This window comes from Azoarcus taiwanensis (assembly GCF_012910885.1).
Taxonomy (GTDB): Bacteria; Pseudomonadota; Gammaproteobacteria; order Burkholderiales; family Rhodocyclaceae; genus Azoarcus_F; species Azoarcus_F taiwanensis.
In genome coordinates this window covers 1-18,033 of sequence record NZ_WTVM01000083.1, presented here as the reverse complement: position 1 = coordinate 18,033, position 18,033 = coordinate 1, and the positions used below count along the sequence as shown (strand labels likewise).

General features: G+C 63.1%; 18 protein-coding genes. 14 read left to right on the top strand and 4 right to left on the bottom strand.

All coding sequences use genetic code 11. From position 1 onward, the window contains the following. Window positions 1-9 precede the first annotated feature (9 nt). The 5 genes from nrdD (at window position 10) to chrA (ending at window position 4,735) form a co-directional block, all read left to right on the top strand. Window positions 10-162 (top strand): anaerobic ribonucleoside-triphosphate reductase, encoded by a 153-nt coding sequence (gene nrdD / locus GPA21_RS13360; protein ID WP_168988643.1) that lies wholly within the window; start codon window positions 10-12, stop codon window positions 160-162. Continuing rightward, the gene (locus tag GPA21_RS13355; protein WP_168988640.1) at window positions 155-829 is read left to right on the top strand and encodes an anaerobic ribonucleoside-triphosphate reductase activating protein; all 675 of its coding nucleotides are present in this window, start codon (window positions 155-157) and stop codon (window positions 827-829) included. Before nrdD ends, GPA21_RS13355 begins: the two co-directional genes overlap by 8 nt. A gap of 435 nt (window positions 830-1,264) precedes the next feature. Further along, complete coding sequence (locus tag GPA21_RS13350) at window positions 1,265-2,560, top strand: glycosyltransferase family 2 protein (protein WP_211163589.1); 1,296 nt, start codon at window positions 1,265-1,267, stop codon at window positions 2,558-2,560. Next, on the top strand, window positions 2,557-3,426 hold the full coding sequence (locus GPA21_RS13345) for a hypothetical protein (RefSeq protein ID WP_168988638.1): 870 nt from the start codon (window positions 2,557-2,559) through the stop codon (window positions 3,424-3,426). The genes GPA21_RS13350 and GPA21_RS13345 overlap by 4 nt, the downstream gene beginning before the upstream one ends. 103 nt (window positions 3,427-3,529) lie before the next feature. Further along, window positions 3,530-4,735, top strand: coding sequence for a chromate efflux transporter (chrA, locus tag GPA21_RS13340; protein ID WP_168988637.1), 1,206 nt, complete (start codon window positions 3,530-3,532; stop codon window positions 4,733-4,735). Between the two features lie 105 nt (window positions 4,736-4,840). Here chrA and GPA21_RS13335 read toward each other — a convergent pair whose 3' ends face one another. The 4 genes from GPA21_RS13335 to GPA21_RS13320 form a co-directional block, all read right to left on the bottom strand. Beyond that, window positions 4,841-5,434, bottom strand: coding sequence for a hypothetical protein (locus tag GPA21_RS13335; RefSeq protein ID WP_211163588.1), 594 nt, complete (start codon window positions 5,432-5,434; stop codon window positions 4,841-4,843). A gap of 111 nt (window positions 5,435-5,545) precedes the next feature. Further along, the gene (locus GPA21_RS13330; RefSeq protein WP_168988636.1) at window positions 5,546-7,681 is read right to left on the bottom strand and encodes a putative bifunctional diguanylate cyclase/phosphodiesterase; all 2,136 of its coding nucleotides are present in this window, start codon (window positions 7,679-7,681) and stop codon (window positions 5,546-5,548) included. Window positions 7,682-7,823: 142 nt separating this feature from the next. Continuing rightward, window positions 7,824-8,480 carry a response regulator gene (locus GPA21_RS13325; protein WP_168988635.1) on the bottom strand — a complete coding sequence of 219 codons (657 nt, stop codon included), beginning with the start codon at window positions 8,478-8,480 and terminating at the stop codon, window positions 7,824-7,826. A gap of 11 nt (window positions 8,481-8,491) precedes the next feature. Then, entirely contained in the window at window positions 8,492-9,649 is a 1,158-nt protein-coding gene (locus GPA21_RS13320) for a hybrid sensor histidine kinase/response regulator (protein WP_246261958.1), read from the bottom strand. Window positions 9,650-10,026: 377 nt separating this feature from the next. Here GPA21_RS13320 and GPA21_RS21285 point away from each other — a divergent pair, with 377 nt between their 5' ends. The 9 genes from GPA21_RS21285 to GPA21_RS13280 all read left to right on the top strand — a co-directional run. After that, window positions 10,027-11,226, top strand: a complete 1,200-nt coding sequence (locus GPA21_RS21285; protein WP_168988634.1) for a methyl-accepting chemotaxis protein — start codon at window positions 10,027-10,029, stop codon at window positions 11,224-11,226. Window positions 11,227-11,240: 14 nt separating this feature from the next. Next, complete coding sequence (locus GPA21_RS13310; RefSeq protein ID WP_168988633.1) at window positions 11,241-11,606, top strand: response regulator; 366 nt, start codon at window positions 11,241-11,243, stop codon at window positions 11,604-11,606. Between the two features lie 9 nt (window positions 11,607-11,615). After that, window positions 11,616-11,948 carry an STAS domain-containing protein gene (locus GPA21_RS20650; protein WP_211163587.1) on the top strand — a complete coding sequence of 111 codons (333 nt, stop codon included), beginning with the start codon at window positions 11,616-11,618 and terminating at the stop codon, window positions 11,946-11,948. Between the two features lie 3 nt (window positions 11,949-11,951). After that, window positions 11,952-14,126, top strand: a complete 2,175-nt coding sequence (locus GPA21_RS13305) for a chemotaxis protein CheA (protein ID WP_211163586.1) — start codon at window positions 11,952-11,954, stop codon at window positions 14,124-14,126. Window positions 14,127-14,161: 35 nt separating this feature from the next. Next, window positions 14,162-15,805 (top strand): methyl-accepting chemotaxis protein, encoded by a 1,644-nt coding sequence (locus GPA21_RS13300; protein ID WP_168988632.1) that lies wholly within the window; start codon window positions 14,162-14,164, stop codon window positions 15,803-15,805. A gap of 12 nt (window positions 15,806-15,817) precedes the next feature. After that, entirely contained in the window at window positions 15,818-16,357 is a 540-nt protein-coding gene (locus GPA21_RS13295; RefSeq protein WP_168988631.1) for a chemotaxis protein CheW, read from the top strand. Between the two features lie 22 nt (window positions 16,358-16,379). Further along, window positions 16,380-17,192, top strand: a complete 813-nt coding sequence (locus GPA21_RS13290; protein WP_168988630.1) for a CheR family methyltransferase — start codon at window positions 16,380-16,382, stop codon at window positions 17,190-17,192. After that, complete coding sequence (locus tag GPA21_RS13285) at window positions 17,189-17,746, top strand: chemotaxis protein CheD (RefSeq protein WP_246261957.1); 558 nt, start codon at window positions 17,189-17,191, stop codon at window positions 17,744-17,746. Before GPA21_RS13290 ends, GPA21_RS13285 begins: the two co-directional genes overlap by 4 nt. Then, on the top strand, window positions 17,743-18,033 hold a 291-nt coding region (locus GPA21_RS13280; protein WP_168988629.1), incomplete at its 3' end, for a response regulator. The genes GPA21_RS13285 and GPA21_RS13280, both read left to right, overlap by 4 nt.

Sequence of the window (18,033 nt, the reverse complement as noted above, 5' to 3'; positions counted from 1 at the left end):
CACCTCCCCCTGCAGGACCACGAACGCCAGCGCTGCGAAGTCTGGACGCGCGTCATGGGCTACCACCGCCCGGTGTCCGAGTTCAACGCCGGCAAGCAGGGCGAGCACGCCGAGCGGTGCCACTTCACGGAACCCGCTGCAGCCCTTGCTCTGAATGGCTGAGCAAGGCGGCCCGGTGGTGGGCGGTATCACGCCGTTCACCACCATCGACTTTCCCGGCCGTCTGGCTGCCGTGGTGTTTCTGCAGGGCTGTCCCTGGCGTTGCGGCTATTGCCACAACCCACAGCTACTGCCGCGGCATGCGCCGACCACCCAACCCTGGCACACCGTACGCACCTGGCTGGACAGCCGACGAGGCCTGCTCGACGGCGTGGTCTTCAGTGGCAGCGAGCCGTTGCTTCATCGCGGCCTTGCCGACGCCTTGCGAGACGTCCGCTCAATGGGCTTCGCCACCGCACTCCACACCGGCGGCGCCTACCCGGAGCGACTCGCCCGCCTGCTGCCGCTGCTCGATTGGGTAGGCTTCGACGTGAAGGCGCCCTTCGGCGACTACCGGACGATCACCGGCGCGGACGACGGCAGCGCGGCCCGACAAGCACTGGCGCACCTGCTCGACTCGGGCGTCGCACACGAGATCCGCTGCACGCTCGCCCCGGTGATCAACAACGCGTCAGTCATCGAGCGTCTTGCCCAACAACTCGCAACACTCGGCGCATCCGCCCTGGTGCTGCAACCATGTCGGGATGCCGCCCTTCGCCAAATGTCGGTGGATGATGAGATCTTAGCCGCCGCACGGCGTCATTTGCGTGCCGTCGTGCCGCGTCAATAACGCGGCACTCGCCGCCTCGTCTCACGAATGCGGAAGGCACGCCGCAGACGACCTGGAGGATGTGGAGCGGACAAACGCGATCACGCTTGCCCCAGGGGAAAAGCCAGGACGGTCCAACCTGCAGGCCTCCGCTGAGACTGAAAGTGGGTTTCTGGCGCCACATTTCGCTCTCTGATGTCGTCTCAGCGTGACGTGGGACACATTCACCTCATTCTGCGCAAGGATATGATCCGGCGCTGCATCGCAGCATCCCGAACTCTCGTGTCCATCAGCTTTCGCAGCACCGCACAGAATACAAACAATTACATGCGCCTAGACGATTATGGACACCACCATCCCAGAGACCTGTCCATTCCGCTCACCTCTCCGCCTCCATCGGAGACGGCATTTCCGATCACGAGCAGTCTCGGCCGCCGGCGCGGGGTTTACATTCCCGTGTGGGTCAAATTCTGGTTGTCCTTCTCGGCAGCGCTGGGATGGGGCGTGTTTTCGTATCAGCTCGCGCAGCGCTGGATTGCTGACCTCTCGATCCTGATTGGCCCCGTCGGGGCGCATGCCGCGATCTTCGGGATCGCGATTCTTCCGGGTTTCATGAACGCGTTCATGGTCTCCAGCCTGCTGCTCGACCGACGCCCGCGGCTGGCATGTGCGGACGAAACCGAACTCCCTCCGATCACGATCCTGATCGCCGCATACAACGAGGAAAGCTCCATATCCGACACGCTGCACAGCATCAGCATGCAGCAGTATCCCGGCCCCATGCGCGTGGTTGCGATCAACGACGGATCGACCGACCGAACGGCCGAACTTCTCGACCAAGCCGCAGGCGACTACCCTTGGCTCGACGTGATCCACATGCCGCAGAACAGCGGCAAGTCAGCCGCACTGAATACCGGATTCGGCACCGTGACCAGCGATCTTGTCATCACGATCGACGGGGACTCGTATCTGTACCGTGACGCGCTGGCGAACCTCGTCCGACGTATGCAGGAGGATCCCGAGTCGACAGCCGCAGTGGCAGGCGCCGTGCTGGTGCGCAACTCGCGCAAGAATCTGGTGACCCGCGTGCAGGAGTGGGACTACTTCCACGGAATCGCTGCGGTGAAACGCATACAGTCGCTCTATCAGGGCACGCTCGTCGCCCAAGGCGCGTTCTCGATCTACCGCGCGGAAGCGCTGCGACAGGTCGGCGGCTGGCAGGATGTGGTCGGGGAGGACATCGTCCTAACCTGGGCATTGCTCGAAGCAGGATACCGAGTCGGCTACAGCGAAAACGCCTGCCTCTTTACGAACGCTCCCGAGACCTGGCGACAGTTTGTCCGCCAGCGGCAACGCTGGTCGCGCGGCCTGATCGAAGCGTTCAAGAGCCACTGGCGTCTGTTGTTCAAGGCGCGGTTCTCAACCATGTTCATCTGGTGGAACGCCCTCTTCCCCTACCTCGACGTGATCTACAGTCTGGTCTTCGTGCCCGGTCTCATTCTCGCGCTCTTTGGCTATTACTATGTGGCCGGGCCGATGACGCTCATTGTTTTGCCACTCGCGATGCTGGTCAATTTCATCATGTATCAGATCCAGAATGGCATGTTCCGTGAGCAAGGCCTGAAGGTTCGACGCAACATCTTCGGCTTCACTTTCTATGCGCTCCTGTACAGCGTCATCCTTCAACCCGCCTGTGTGATCGGATACCTGAAGGAAGTGATTCTGAGAACGAAGAACTGGGGGACCAAATGAAGAGGACGTCCATCCTGGTCGCCCTTGCGATGTGGACAGTGCCTGCACACGCCGACAGCCTGGGCGGAAGCTACTTCTTCAGCACCGACACGGATGGAAACGACATCCACCAGCAGACATTGGACGGGTGGCGGGCGGTTTCTGAAGCGCTCGATATCGGTGCATCCCTGGGTAGAACCAGCTTCAAACAAAGCGGCCGCCACAGCACGCGAGGCGCAATGCGTTACGACTTTCGCGAAGCGGGCTTCGCAAGCCGCGGCGACATTGGCCTGGAGCATTTGGGAGGGCGCAGTTTCGTCACCGGCGACATGGTGGTGGAAACCTATCGCGGCGCATGGACTCTTGCAGCAGGCTTGGAACGGGCCCTGGTTGACTCAGAACAGGGCATCGATCAAGGCCTTTCAGCGACGACCGCCTACGCACTGGCTGACTGGTCAAGAGAGGAGCACGGAGCGGCAGTCATCCTCTCTCGCACCGCCTATACGGACAACAACAGCCGCAATCGCCTTCGAACACGCTTATGGAAGTCCGTCTGCGATTGTGGTCTATCGGTGCAGCTCGCGACCGAGAGTTACTCGAACAGCCGCCCCTATACTGGGAACTACTTCTCGCCCGATCGCTACGATCGCGTTCTGGGCGGCATCGGTGTGCGGCACCGCACACCTTACGGAGTCTTTTCCGGACGGGCGGAGTATGGCGTGCAACGAGTGGATGGCGAACAACAGCCTTCGCACACGATCACAGCAAGCTTCGAGTCCGCCCGCCAGCCCGGCGGATGGCAATGGCGGGTGGAATTCATCCACGATCGCAAGCAACCTGGTTACACCTACACCCAGGGCTTTGCGTCACTGATCAAGCGGTTCTAACGCTCGCGCGCGTGGTCGTCGTTGCAGCGGGCGGCTGCGCGTAAACAGCCCGTCACCTGAATCTGCGATGATTGGCGATCCAGCACCGGATCGAAATCACCGCATGCGCCCCAACTCCGAAACTGACCGCAGCGCCTGGGCCGTCTTTCTGGCTTTCCTGCGTCTAGGGCTGACCTCCTTCGGCGGGCCGATCGCGCACATCGGCTATTTTCGTGACGAGTTCGTCACCCGGCGCAAGTGGCTCTCGGATGGCAGCTATGCCGATCTCGTCGCGCTGTGCCAGTTCCTGCCTGGGCCGGCGAGCAGCCAGGTGGGGATGGCGCTTGGGCTGTCGCGTGCCGGCTACGCCGGGGCGTTTGCCGCTTGGGCGGGCTTCACCCTGCCTTCGGCGCTGGCCCTGATCCTGTTCGCGCTCGGCATTGCGAGCTACGGGGATGCCTTGCCCACCGGCGTGCTGCAGGGCCTGAAGATTGTCGCGGTGGCGGTGGTGGCGCAGGCGGTGTGGGGCATGGCGCGGTCGCTGTGCCCGGATGCGCTGCGGGCCTCGATGATGGCGGCGGCGACGTGTTTCGTGCTGCTGGTGCCCACCGCATGGGGGCAGGTCGGGGCGATCGTGATCGCCGGATTGCTCGGGCTCGCGCTGTTCAGGCCGGATGCCGGCGCTGGCCATGAGGCGCTGTCGATCCCGGTATCGCGTCGCGCGGGCGGGATGTGGCTCGGCCTGTTCTTCGCGCTGCTCGCCGGGCTGCCGCTCGCGGTGCTGGCTTTTCCCGGGCAAACGCTGGCGCTGGTCGATGCGTTCTACCGGGCGGGCTCGCTGGTCTTCGGCGGCGGGCATGTGGTGCTGCCGTTGCTGCAGGCGGAGGTGGTACCACCGGGGTGGGTGGAGAGCGATGTCTTCCTCGCCGGTTACGGCGCGGCGCAGGCCGTGCCCGGGCCATTGTTCACGTTTGCCGCCTTTCTGGGCGCGTCGATGACCGACGCACCGACCGCTTGGGTCGGCGGGCTGATCTGCCTGCTGGCGATCTTCGCACCCTCCTTTCTGCTGGTCGCCGGCGCCCTGCCTTTCTGGGAGCGACTACGCCGCCATTTGCGTACCCGGGCAGCGCTCACCGGTATCAACGCGGCAGTGGTCGGCCTCCTGCTCGCCGCGCTCTACGACCCGGTATGGACCAGCGCGATCCATGGACCGAAAGATTTCGGCCTCGCGCTGGTGGCGCTGATCGCGTTGATGTTCTGGAAGCTGCCACCGTGGCTGGTAGTGCTCGGCGCCGGCGTGACAGGTGGCTTGGTGGCTGCGCTACCGTAACCGTCCGTAGGGTTCGCCCACTCATGGTCTCATGCGAACAAAATCTCCTGCGGGTGAAGAAATGGCGACGGTTTCAATCGTCGCCATTTCCTCGAACATCAGAATTCAGTCGCAGCCCATGTGTTTGCGGTAGCGCTCGGGATCATGTCCCTCCGGCACCCTGTCGCAGGGATCGCTGGCATAGCCCCGCAACTCAATGTAGCGAGTGATCTGTCGCGGCCCCAACAAAGGGACCGTCTTGTAGTGTTGCGAGAGATGAATGAAGCGCAAGTCGGTGCGCGCAACTTCAGCCTCGGCGAGCAAGGCACGCAGCGACGTTTCATCCACCTTGCCAGATGCGAATGCGGCCTCTATGGCCGCCTCGGCCGCTATCAGGCGCTCGCCCGCGGGAATCGCCTTTTCCAGCATATCCTCGTAAAGCAGCTCGAGCCGATCGACCTGATCCGAGGACAGCGGAATCATGTCCTTCATCTCGAGCAGATGCGCCGGTCCCGGCATGCCGTTGAGCTCGGCCGGCAAGGCCAGACCCCAGCCCCCGCCACGCCTCAACTCCTCGATATCGGCCTCCGAAAGCGATTTGATCGCACGGGTTTCCATGCCCGCATAGGGCGAATGCGCTGCCTGGTCATGTTGCGCAATGGCAGCGGCAACTGGCCACAGCAGGCTCAGGGCAACGAGCACACGATACGTCGAATTCACCGTACTCTCCTTCAGGAATGCATGGACTGGGGTTTGGCACTGGCGGACAACAGCGAATTCTGACAGAAAGGGATGCTGACGGGCAGGCGGACGCCATGCCACCGCGGACCTTCACAATGCGGTGGCGATCACCCGTGGCGGGTCGTATGGTTCGCAGTGGGTAAAGCGATGCATCAGCTTGACGAGTGCCGCAGGCGAAACCGGCGGGCTGTAAAGATAGCCCTGCAGAGCGTCGCAGCCGCCCGCAACAAGCGTTTCACGCTGAGATTCGGTTTCAACGCCCTCAGCTACGACCTGCAACCCCAGGGCACGAGCCAACCCCACCGTCGCATCGACGATGATCCGGCTCTTCGGGTCGCTCTCCAGCCCATTGACGAAACTGCGGTCGATCTTCAGCTTGCTGAAGGCAAAACGGCTCAGATAGGCGAGTGACGAGTAACCTGTCCCGAAGTCGTCCAGGGAGACACTGACTCCCATGCGGCTGATTGCCTCGACCTGAGCGATGCAGAGCTCGGTGTCGGCCATGATCGCGCTTTCGGTCAGCTCGACCTCGAGCTGACCAGGCGCCAGCCCGGTTCGGGCGAGCGCTTCGCGGATACGCTCGGGCAGGAGACCACTTGCGATCTGCAGCGCGGAAACGTTGATCGCGACTCTTACCGGCGGCACTCCGGTATCGAGCCAGGCACGGGCCTGCCGGCAGGCCCGATCGAGAACCCAGTCCCCGAGCGCCAGGATGAGCCCGCTGTCCTCTGCAACAGGGACAAACTCCTCGGGTGACACCCAGCCCAGCACCGGACTGTTCCAGCGGAGCAAGGCTTCGACGCTGCGGATACGTCCGTCACGCGTGCAGATCAGCGGCTGGTAGTAGAGCTGCAGTTCGTCTCGCGCAATCGCCTGACGCAGTTCGCTTTCGAGTGCGAGCCAACGCCGCGCCTGAGCGTCCATACCGCTGGTGAAGAAGTGCACTCGGTTGTGATATCCGGCGCGAATCGGCATGCGGGCCGCCTCGGTCGCCTGGATGAGTGCAGCGACATCACCGCCATCCTCTGGAAAGACGGCTACGCCCATGCTCGCGGTCACCAGAATCTCCTGGTCTTCGATACAGATCGGACGCGAGATCTCGTCGAGGATGCGGTGAGCGATCACGACGATGTCGTCCGCGTCCTCGAATTCAGTGAGCATCACGAGAAACTCGTCGCTGCCGAGGCGCGCAAGATTGCCAGGACGCTTAAGACACCCGGAAATCCGCTGCGCGACGATCTGGAGCAGGGTATCGCCGGCAGACTGGCCAAGGCTTTCGTTAACGCGCTTGAAACGGTCGAGATCAAGAGAGAGAACCGCGACCCGCTCCTTACGCACACACGCCTGCTCCAGCGCTTGCCCCAGACGGTCGGAAAACAGACGCCGGTTGGGCAACCCTGTGAGCATGTCGTGATAGGTCAGGAAATCGAGGCGATCTTCGTTCTCTTTTTGCTTGCTCAGATCGCTGAACACGCCGACATAGTGGGTCGGCAAACCGTCAGTGTCGTTGACGGCGTTGATGGTCAGTCGCTCCGGGTAGGTTACGCCGTCCTTTCGCCTGTTCCACACTTCACCGGACCAACTGCCGACCGTGGTCAGCGTATGCCAGAGGGCTTGATAGAAGGCCAGGTCGTGCCGCCCGGACTTGAGCAGACGCGGGTTGCGTCCGAGCACCTCATCGCGAGGGTATCCAGTGATGCGCTCGAAGGCCGGATTGCACTCGACGATATTGCCATCGAGGTCGGTTACGACGATACCTTCGTCCACACTCCGGACCACCTCACCCCACAGACGCAGATGATCCTTGTTCCGGCGCAGGTCGTTCTCTGCGATCCGTCGTGCCGTACGTTCTCGCGCATCACCAATCTCACGCGCCAACGCGGGGGCGAGGCGGGTGAGATCGTCCTTGAGCACATAGTCTTGCGCTCCGGAGTTCATCAGGCGCACCGCCTGCTCGTTGGAGATCGTTCCCGATACGATGATGACCGGCAACTCCTGATCCTGCCCGCGCACCAGGGCGAGCACTTCCTCGGGGGTCAGACCGGGCATCGAGAAGTCGCACAACACCGCCGACCATCCGCCACGCGAGAGCGCAGTGCGCACCGCCTCCGCGGTATCCACGCGACTGAAGGCAAGCTGGAAACCGCTACGGATCAACTGGCGCGCGATCAGCCTCGCGTCGGAGTCACAGTCGTCGATCAACAGCAGTCTCAAGGCGTAGTCCATTGCGGAGGGTCCGATCAGGAGTTGGCCGCAATTCCGGAACGCGGCAAATTCAGGTCGACGCCATGATAGGGGCGCAGAGATCGATGACAATCCGATGGATTACCAAGGCACGCCTAGGGCTGCGGAGCAAGCCGACGACAGGCTAGGAGCGACCGAGCGTGATCAGGCCTCGTCGCGCCGCTTCCAGCAGCAGGTTCGCAATGTCACGTACGCCGAGGCGCTCCATGATCTGGGCACGATGCGCTTCCACGGTCTTGACGCTGAGGTCGAGCTTGCGCGCGATGTCCTTGGTGCCCAGACCGCTGCCAATCAGTTGCAGGATTTCGGTCTGACGCGGGGTCAGCGCTCCGGCGGCACGCACTTCGGGCGCGTCGCGTGACAGCATGTTGCCAACCAGATGCCGCGATACCGCAGGGCTCAGATAGACATCGCCGCGCATCACCGCCGCAATCGCCATCTCCAGCTCCGAGACCGCAGCATCCTTCAGAAGGTAGCCGCAGGCACCGCAGCGCAGCGCCTGATCGAAGAAATCGCCGGTATCGTGCATGGACAGTATGATGACCCGCATCTCCGGTTGCTCGGCCGTGATCATGCGGGTGGCCTCGAGGCCGTCCATGTCGTCCATGGCGATATCCATCAGCACTAGATCGGGCGCACGGGCGCGCACGAGCTCAACCGCTTCACGCCCGCTGCTCGCCTCGATGATCTCCTCGACCTGAGGCAAGGCGCCGAGCAACGCGCGCACGCCTGCACGCACCAGACTGTGGTCGTCCACCAGTAGCACACGCAAACGCTTCATCGATTCATCCTTCATTTCAGTCCATGGTCCTCGAAGCAAGGCAGCGTGACGCACACCCTGGTTCCCTGCCCCGGGGTTGAGTCGAATCGCACACTGCCTCCCAGCAATCCCGCGCGCTCTTCCATGCCGAGCAAGCCCACGCTTGCGCCCTCGAGCATACGACGTCGCGCGGCTTCGACATCGAACCCGCAGCCATCGTCCTCGATCAGGAGAACCAGCCCGCCCTCCCGGGTCGTCACATCGATGTGCACAGTGCGTGCGTCGGCATGGCGCACGACATTGGTCAGGGCCTCCTGCATCAGACGGAAGCACACGATGGCTCGCCGTGCATCGTCGATGCAGCAACCACTGAGATCCGATGAAAATGTCAGCCCCAGCCTGGCGCGCTCGGAAAGACGCTCGGCGTGCCAGCGCAACGAAGCCTCGAGGCCCATGTAGTCGAGCTGTGGCGGTCGCAGGTTCAATGAGAGGCTGCGCACCTGGGCAAGCGCCTCTTCGGTGATGTGTATCGCCGAGGCCAACCGCATCACCGCCGGCCCTTCTTCCAGGTGCGGAGTCATGCCCTGAAGCTCAAGCTTGACCGCAGTGAGCGCCTGGCCAATCTGGTCGTGAAGTTCACGCGCCAGTTCGCGCCGTTCTGACTCCTGTGTTTCCAGTATCCGGCCGGAAAGCTGGCGCAGGCGCTGGTTGGCAGCACTCAGCGCCACCGTCGCCTCGCGCAGGGTTGCTTCGCTTTCCCGCAGATCGTCCAGCGCTCGACGTCGTTCGGCCCGCAGGCGCGCCTCACCCAGCTCGCGCTGTACCGCAGGCCCGAGGCGGGCGAGATTGTCCTTCATCAGATAGTCATGCGCGCCATTGCGCATGAGTGCAATCGCGGTCTCATCGCCGATAGTGCCTGACACCACGATGAAAGGCAGGTCGAGCCCGCTTGCATGCAGTTCGTCAAGGGCGTCGTGCGCATTGAAGTGAGGCAGGTTGAAGTCGCAAAGCACCACATCCCAGCTGCCACTCCCGAGTGAGGCACGCATGTCCGTTGCGGTTTCGACACGGCGATGGCGCACCGTGAAACCGGCATTGCGGAGTGCGCGGAGAATCAGCAAGGCGTCGCCCTCGCTGTCCTCGACCAGCAGCGCCGACAACTCGCCTGGACTCACCGCAGCATCGCTCATTCAATCAACTCCTCTCAGGCTGAAACCTGAAGCAGGGCGTCCAAGCTACGCGGCGCCGAATCGGGTATTGCTCAAACCGAGTCTGCACGCGGATTCCTTTCCGCTGATGACCAGCGCCCCCGGCCGGGCCCATCCAAACCCCTAGTTACGCACACGGAATTTTACCAATTGCCCCTAGTCCCGCTCGGGCGGGAATATGCAGGGGCAGGAAGAAAGTGCCAGCGCCAACGCTGAGGGGAACCCCTGAATGTTAGCGACCCTACCCTGGTCAGGTCCATTCGCGTACGAAAAGTTTCGTGGGCGATGTCCTGGCGGGGTGATGAATGCCACCCATTGGACATGGAAGCCAGAGCGTGGCTCACCCGGAGAGATGCCGCGTGTTTCCAAATGCCGTTTCGACAGACTCGCACGTGCTGCCATTGGCTGCGCTCATGGCGCCAGGGGCGATCGGCGCACTCCTGCTCGGAATAATGGGGTCCGGCGCCGTGGCACTTGGCGCTGCGGTCTGCATCCTGCTGGCCTGCATTGCGGTGCCACTCTGGTTGCTGCGTCGTCTGCGAGCCGATCAGAATCGCATTGAAACTGAGCGAGCCAGTGAGTGTCGGGCACGCCTGGTGTCGCGCGAAACCTATCTGCTCAGTCTGCAACAGGTGGCGCAGGCATCGCTTACCCGTTGGCATGATCATGTCGGCATCTCGCGCGAGCAGACCGAAACCGCGGTCGGAACGCTGGTTTGCGAGTTCTCCGCCATCCTGGAGCGCCTTCAGGATGCACTCCAACAGTCACACAAGAGCTCGGCCGATGCGGGCGAAGACAGCGTCGTCGGAGTGATTGCCTTCGCGCGGGTCGAACTGGACAACGTGATGGGCCAGCTCAACGGGGCGCTTGCAGAGAAGCAGGGGCTGACCGAGGCGGTTGCACGACTCGCTCAAGTCACGGACGAGTTGATGCGCATGGCGAGTGAGGTGGGAGAGATCGCCAAACAGACGAATCTGCTTGCCCTGAACGCCGCCATCGAGGCCGCACGCGCAGGCGAGGTAGGCCGCGGGTTCGCGGTGGTCGCCGACGAAGTGCGCAAGCTGTCGGATCTTTCCGGCAGCACCGGCGAGAAGATCCGCGCCAAGGTCGCGGCGACTCATTCTGCGATGACCGAAGCACTGACGGCCGCCGAGCATATGGCGCAGGGCGATGCCGCCCTGGTACGCGACTCGGAAGGCGCGATCGGCCGTGTCCTGCAGCGCTTCGACCAGGTCGGGAGCGCGATGACCGAGACTTCGCGAGCACTCGAAGACAACAGCGCAGAGGTGCAGGGTCGCATCGAAGGCGTCCTCGTTCAACTCCAGTTCCAGGACCGCGTGAGCCAGATACTGGAAGCGGTACGCGCCGACATGACCCGCCTGTGCGAGCGCATGCAGGAAGACGAATCCACGATGCGTGGCGGGAGCATGCCCAACAGCATGGATGTCACCGCCTGGATCGCGGCACTGGAACAGACCTACACCACACTCGAACAACACGCCGCACACCGCCCCGAAATGCAGACCGCATCGGCCGGTGGCGACATTACCTTCTTTTGAACTGGAGAACTCTCATGTCAAAGACCGTGCTGATCGTCGACGATTCCGCCTCACTGCGTCAGGTGGTGAGCCTTTCGCTCAAGGGCGCCGGCTATGACGTCATCGAAGCCGCCGACGGGCGCGATGCGCTTGGCAAACTGGGTGGGCAGAAGGTGCATCTCATCATTTCGGACGTGAACATGCCGAACATGGACGGCATCACCTTCGTCCGCGAAGTCAAGAAGAACCCGAGCTACCGGTTCACCCCGGTGATCATGCTGACCACCGAAGCAACCGAGGAAAAGAAGCGTCTTGGTCAGGAGGCCGGTGCACGCGCCTGGGTGGTCAAACCCTTCCAGCCGCAGCAGATGCTGGCTGCGGTTTCCAAGCTGGTGATGTGAGGCGGCACGATGGACACGACCGCCCCCACCGCAAGCCTGCAGCCAGTCGGCGAGCTCGGCATCTATACCGTCTCCGAATTGCGCGATGCCTGGCGACATGCGCTGAACATGCATGACGAGGTCGAGATCGACCTCGGCGGAATCACCGAGATCGACACGGCCGGCCTGCAGCTGATGCTCATGGCCAAGCGCTGCCCGGGCAAGACGGTGCGTTTCGTCAATCATGCGGACGCGGTACTGCGGCTGCTCGATCTCGCAAATCTCGGCGGCACACTCGGCGACCCGCTGCTGGTCACCGACGGGGCGACCCACTTCCGTAAAACGCCTTCCTTCCAGGAGTAAGACATGGATCTCTCCCAGGCTCTGGCGACCTTCCTCGACGAAAGCCGCGATCTGCTCGCACAGATGGAGGAAATTCTGTTGCGCGCCGAGACATCGGACCTCGCCCCCGAAGACATGCACGCCCTGTTCCGCTGCGCCCACACGATCAAGGGTTCGGCCGGCCTCTTCGGACTCGATGTGGTCGTGCGCTTCACCCATGGCGTCGAGAACGTGCTCGACCGTTTGCGGAATGGCGAAATCGTATTCACCGACGCATTGATCAATCTGCTGCTCGAATCCCAGGACCATATCGCCAGACTGGTGCATGCAGTGGCCGCGTCCGACGCCTTGCCGGAAGACGAAGGTGGCCCTCTGCTCGAGCGCCTGCAGGCATTCAACAACGACTTTGATGGCCGGGCCGGCGACATGGTGAAGGCATGCGAGACCGAGCGCGTGGAGGTAGACGTCGCGAGCGGGATCGCGATTGGCGCCGAGCATTGGCATCTTTCGCTGCGCTTCGGCCCGGACGTGCTGCGCAACGGCATGGATCCGCTCGCGTTCATCAATTACCTGCGCAGCCTGGGCGACATCGTCCATGTCGAAACCATCACCGATGCGGTGCCCGAGCTGTTCGCCGGGGACCCCGAGGCCTGCCACCTCGGCTTCGAGATCGCACTGCGCAGCGCCGCCGAGAAAGCCGAGATCGAGGCGGTTTTCGAGTTCGTGCAGGACGCCGCGACAATCACCATCGTGCCACCTTGCGCACGCATCGACGCGTTCATCGCGCTGATCGACGCGCTCGGCGAGGACCCGCGACGGCTGGGCGAGATCCTGGTCGCCTGTGGCTCAGTCACCGAACGCGAGCTGTTTCAAGCGCTTGCAGACCAGCATCTCGCGACCGACCCCGCGCCGATAGGCGAGTTGCTGATCGAGCGCGCCGCGGTGCAACCGCGTGTGGTGGAGGCAGCGCTAGGCAAGCAGAAGTCGGCGGAAGAAAGGCGCGGCGGCGAAGGCAAGAGCGTCAAGGTGCCGGCCGACCGGCTGGACGCGCTCATCGACCAGGTCGGCGAACTCGTGATTGCGGGCGCCGCGACCCAGTTGCATGCTCAGCGCACCACCAACCCCGACTTGCAGGAGGTAGCGTCCAACCTCTTGCGTCTGGTCGAAGATGTGCGCGACACCGCGCTGCGACTGCGCATGACTCCGATCGGCGAGGTCTTCAACCGTTTCCCGCGTGTGGTGCGCGACGTCTCGCGCGAGCTCGGGAAGGAAATCGAACTCGTCATCAGCGGTGCCGAAGCGGAGCTCGACAAGTCGATGGTCGAGCGAATCGGTGACCCGTTGATGCATCTTGTGCGCAATGCCATCGATCACGGAATAGAGGGCCCCGCGCAGCGCCTGGACGCCAGCAAGCCGGCGCGGGGAACGCTGAATCTCAACGCCTATCACGAATCCGGCAGCATCGTCATCGAGGTCGCGGACGACGGCAAGGGACTGGATGCCGAGCGGATCTTCGCAAAGGCGGTCGAGCGCGGTCTAGTGGCCCCGGATGCGCAGCTCTCCACCGCCGAGATTCACCGCCTGATCCTGGAGCCCGGATTTTCGACCGCGTCCGAAGTCACCAGCCTGTCCGGGCGCGGCGTCGGCATGGACGTTGTGAAGAGCAATGTCGAAGCGCTGCGTGGGACGCTGGATATTTCGAGCGAACCGGGTCGCGGCACGACGATGCGCCTCTGCCTGCCCCTGACGCTGGCAATCATCGACGGGTTTCAGGTCGGCGTGAGTGGCTCGACCTTCATCCTGCCGCTCGACACCGTGGTCGAGTGCATCGAGCTTCCCTCAGACGCACAGGGCGGTGGCTACCTCAGGCTCCGCGACAAGGTCCTGCCCTTCGTGGATCTGCGCGAGATGTTCGGACTTGAGGACGAACCGTGCCCAGCGCGGCAGAACGTGGTCGTAGTGCGTTTTGCCGGACGCCAGGCTGGTATCGCGGTGGATGAACTGCTGGGGGAATGCCAGACCGTCATCAAACCGCTCGGCCGGTTGTTCGAGCGCGTGGCCGGGATTGCCGGCTCTACCATCCTGGGCACCGGCGAGGTGGCCCTGATTCTCGATGTGCCGCAGTTGGTTCAGCGCGCCATCACCAACGAGGGACGTGAGAGATCGACCGCAGCGCAGTCGTCCGCATCCATCGCATGAATGCCTTTGAAACATACGGAAACTGGAGAATTGAAATGCTCAAGAACTTGAAGGTGGGTGTGAAGCTGGGCCTCGGCTTTGGCCTGGTGCTGGTACTGATGGGGGTGATCGTGGCGGTGGCCACCATCCGGCTGGCGCAAATCAATCACGACGTCGATGCCGTGGTGAATGACTTGTGGCCCAAGACTCAGACCCTCGCCGATGGGCTGAGGGGCGTGAACGAGATCGCGCTCGGCGGACGCGAACTCGTGCTTGCTGGGTCCCTGCAGGCGGCGCAGCAGGCCCGCTCGCGAATGCTCGCCGGGCGCGAGTCCATCAGCCGGGCTTGGGAGCGGATAGAGCCGACAATACATAGTCCGCGCGGCAAGGAATTGTTCGGGCAGATTCTGGATACCCGCGAACGCTTCATCCCCGCCCAGAACCATCTGATCGAACTGGTCGAACAGGGACGGCGCGAGGAAGCGCAGCAATTCCTGATGAACGAGTATGACGCAATCGCGGTGCAGTATCGTCATCAGGTAAACGCGCTTGTCGGCTACCAAGGCGAGTTGCTGACCGAAACCGGCACCGAGACCGCCGCCACAGTCAGTGCGGTCTCCGTGCTGATGATGATACTGGGCGGGATTGCGCTGGTCTTCGGCGTATTGGTCGCGACATTGATCACCCGCGGGTTGCTGCGCCAGCTCGGCGGCGAGCCCGAGTACGCCGCAGACATTGCCCGTCAGGTCGCCGCGGGCGACCTCACTGTGGAGGTGAAGATCGCCAAGAACGACACCACCAGCGTGCTCGCTGCCATGCATCGCATGGTCGAGAGTCTGTCGCAGACCCTCGGCGAAGTGCGAACCGCAGCCGATTCGCTGTCTGCGGCATCCGAGCAGGTGAGCGCCACCTCCCAGTCGCTGGCCCAAGGCTCCTCGGAGCAGGCTGCGAGTCTGGAGGAAACTTCGGCCTCGATCGAACAGATGTCGGCCTCGATCAACCAGAACACCGAGAACGCAAAGGTGACCGACAGCATCGCCAGCAAGTCGTCCAACGATGCCACCGAAGGTGGTGAGGCGGTCCGTGCCACGGTCGAGGCAATGAAGTCCATCGCAGACAAGATCGGCATTGTCGACGACATTGCCTACCAGACCAACCTGCTTGCGCTCAACGCGGCAATCGAAGCCGCACGTGCCGGCGAGCATGGCAAGGGTTTCGCCGTGGTTGCAGCCGAGGTACGCAAGCTGGCCGAACGCAGCCAGGTTGCAGCGCAGGAGATCGGCGAGCTGGCAGGCTCCAGCGTCAAGACGGCCGAGCGCGCCGGGGCGCTGCTCGAAGAGATCGTGCCCTCGATCCGCAAGACGGCAGAACTGGTACAGGAGATCACCGCGTCATCCGAGGAGCAGTCCTCGGGCGCAGGTCAGATCAACACCGCGATGAGCCAGATCAGCCAGACGACGCAGCAGAATGCCTCGGCCTCCGAGGAGTTGTCGGCAACGGCGGAAGAGATGAACAGCCAGGCAGAACAGCTGCAGCATCTGGTGGCGCAGTTCCGCCTTGACGGCGCATCGCTCGCCGGCACTGAACCACGCAAGTCAAAGAAGGCTGAAACGGCCGGCGCTGCTCGGCGGCTGCGCTATGACGCACCTCAGCCTGCTTTTGCTGGAGCAGGCGGCGAAACTGACTACGTGCGCTTCTGAGGGGAGGCCGGCATGTCCCAGACCAACATCGTCGCGGCCGCAGCCAATGCGGCGCGACCGGAAGGCGGAGTCGGGCGGCAGTACCTGGTGTTCACGCTGAACAGTGAAACCTTCGCCATCGACATCCTGCAGATCCGCGAGATCATCGAGTTCGGTGAACTGACTTCGGTGCCGATGACCCCACCGACAGTACGCGGGGTCATCAACCTGCGAGGCGCGGTCGTACCAGTGATCGACCTTTCCGCCCGGTTCGGCCGCGGCAGTGCGCGGGTCGGCCGGCGCAGTTGCATCGTCATCGTCGAGGTCGACACTGAAAGCGGCACACAGACCCTTGGCGTGATGGTCGACGGCGTCAACGAAGTGCTGGAGATTCCGGCAGCCGACATCGAACCCGCACCCGCCTTTGGCGCCAGGATCCGTACGGACTTCATCGCCGGCATGGCGCGAATCGACGACAGGTTCGTGATTCTGCTCGACGTCTCCCGCGTGCTCTCGGTCGATGAGATCTCGGCCCTCGGCTCGCTCGCCGCCACGCCACCGTCCCTCAACTGAGCGTCTCGGAGACCGCTGCGTAATGTCCGACATCCTCATCAGCCAGAACGAGTTCGAGCAGTTTCGGGCGCTGATGCGCCGCGTCGCCGGCGTGGAGCTCTCCCCGCAGAAGAAGAGTCTGGTCAGCGGCCGACTCGGGCGACGCCTGCGTGCACTCGGACTCGTCAGTTTCGGTGAATACTTCCGGCTCGTGGCGGGCGGAACCGATCCGCAGGAGTACGAGCGCATGGTCGATTTGCTGACCACGCACGAGACTTACTTCTTTCGGGAGCCGGGACATTTCGACTATCTCGCCGACGTCGTCCTCCCACAGTTACGCACCGACAGACGCAGCGTACGAGTGTGGAGCGCCGCAAGCTCATCCGGCGAAGAGGCTTACAGCCTCGCAATGGTGCTCGCCGACCGACTGGGAATCGACGCTCAGTGGGAGGTGTTCGCCTCGGACATCAGTCGCGAAGTAGTGGACAAGGCGCGCGGTGGCATCTACGCGATGCAGCGCATCGATGGCATTCCCAGCGACTACCTGCGCCGGTTCTGTCTGCGCGGCGTAGGCAGTCGCGAGGGCACGCTGCAGGTCGACCCCGAATTGCGCCGTCGAGTCCGCTTCGCGCAGGTCAATCTGAACGAGCAATTGGCGCGTATCGGCGATTTCGACGTAATCTTTCTGCGCAATGTGCTGATCTACTTCGACCTGCCCACCAAGCGTCGCATCGTCGAACGCGTGGCGCGGCAGCTACGTCCCGGCGGCTGGCTGTTCATCGGCCACTCGGAGAGCCTCAACGGACTCGACCTGCCGCTCAGCCAGGCGCGTCCCACCATCTACAGGCCGGCATGAACATGCGACCGGCTGCGCGCAACGTGATCGAGATCTTTCTGCAGCCGGGCGATTTCTACTTCGGCGACCGCAACACACGGATCCGCACCCTGCTCGGCTCCTGTGTCTCTATCACGCTCTGGCATCCGCACCTTCAGGTCGGCGGCATGTGTCATTTCATGCTGCCCACGCGCAGCGCACGGGCACGGGCACGCCACGACGGGCTGGACGGCCGCTACGCCGACGACGCGCTGGCTTTGTTGATGCGCGAGGTGCGCGCAGTGCGAGCACGGCCCGAAACCTTCGAGGCCAAGCTTTTCGGCGGCGGACGGATGTTCCCGGTTCGAACGCGGTCTGCAAAGCATGCGGCGATGCTCGACGTCGGACAGCGAAACATCGATGCCGCGCGCACGCTGGTGGGAGAACACGGCTTTCGGGTCCGGGCCTCGCATGTGGCGGGAGAGGGACATCGAAGCCTGATCTTCGATGTGGGCACTGGCGAGGTTTGGGTCAGACACGGCAGCGACACCGCCTCGCGTGTCGAACCAATGCGAGAAGAAACAGAAACGCTATGAGCAAGACCATTCGCGTCATAGTGGTAGACGATTCTGCCGTCGTCCGTCAGGTGATGAGCGAGGTTCTGCGCAGCGCCCCGGATATCGAGGTCATCGCCACCGCTTCCGACCCCTTGTTCGCACTCGACAAGATGCACAAGGACTGGCCTGACGTCATCACGCTCGACATCGAAATGCCGCGCATGGACGGAATCAGCTTTCTGCGCAAGATCAAGGCCGAGCGGCCGACGCCGGTGGTGGTGTGTTCCACGCTGACAACCCGCGGGGGGGAGGTTTCGCTTCAGGCG

Bases quoted from the DNA above. Each gene is read 5' to 3' on its own strand.
- GPA21_RS13300 (WP_168988632.1), top strand. From the start codon at position 14,162: ATGCTCAAGAACTTGAAGGTGGGTGTGAAGCTGGGCCTCGGCTTTGGC.
- GPA21_RS13290 (WP_168988630.1), top strand. From the start codon at position 16,380: ATGTCCGACATCCTCATCAGCCAGAACGAGTTCGAGCAGTTTCGGGCG.
- GPA21_RS13320 (WP_246261958.1), bottom strand. From the start codon at position 9,649: ATGAGCGATGCTGCGGTGAGTCCAGGCGAGTTGTCGGCGCTGCTGGTC.
- GPA21_RS20650 (WP_211163587.1), top strand. From the start codon at position 11,616: ATGGACACGACCGCCCCCACCGCAAGCCTGCAGCCAGTCGGCGAGCTC.
- GPA21_RS13345 (WP_168988638.1), top strand. From the start codon at position 2,557: ATGAAGAGGACGTCCATCCTGGTCGCCCTTGCGATGTGGACAGTGCCT.
- chrA (WP_168988637.1), top strand. From the start codon at position 3,530: ATGCGCCCCAACTCCGAAACTGACCGCAGCGCCTGGGCCGTCTTTCTG.
- GPA21_RS13330 (WP_168988636.1), bottom strand. From the start codon at position 7,681: ATGGACTACGCCTTGAGACTGCTGTTGATCGACGACTGTGACTCCGAC.
- GPA21_RS13305 (WP_211163586.1), top strand. From the start codon at position 11,952: ATGGATCTCTCCCAGGCTCTGGCGACCTTCCTCGACGAAAGCCGCGAT.
- GPA21_RS13295 (WP_168988631.1), top strand. From the start codon at position 15,818: ATGTCCCAGACCAACATCGTCGCGGCCGCAGCCAATGCGGCGCGACCG.
- GPA21_RS13355 (WP_168988640.1), top strand. From the start codon at position 155: ATGGCTGAGCAAGGCGGCCCGGTGGTGGGCGGTATCACGCCGTTCACC.
- GPA21_RS13285 (WP_246261957.1), top strand. From the start codon at position 17,189: ATGAACATGCGACCGGCTGCGCGCAACGTGATCGAGATCTTTCTGCAG.
- GPA21_RS13325 (WP_168988635.1), bottom strand. From the start codon at position 8,480: ATGAAGCGTTTGCGTGTGCTACTGGTGGACGACCACAGTCTGGTGCGT.
- GPA21_RS13310 (WP_168988633.1), top strand. From the start codon at position 11,241: ATGTCAAAGACCGTGCTGATCGTCGACGATTCCGCCTCACTGCGTCAG.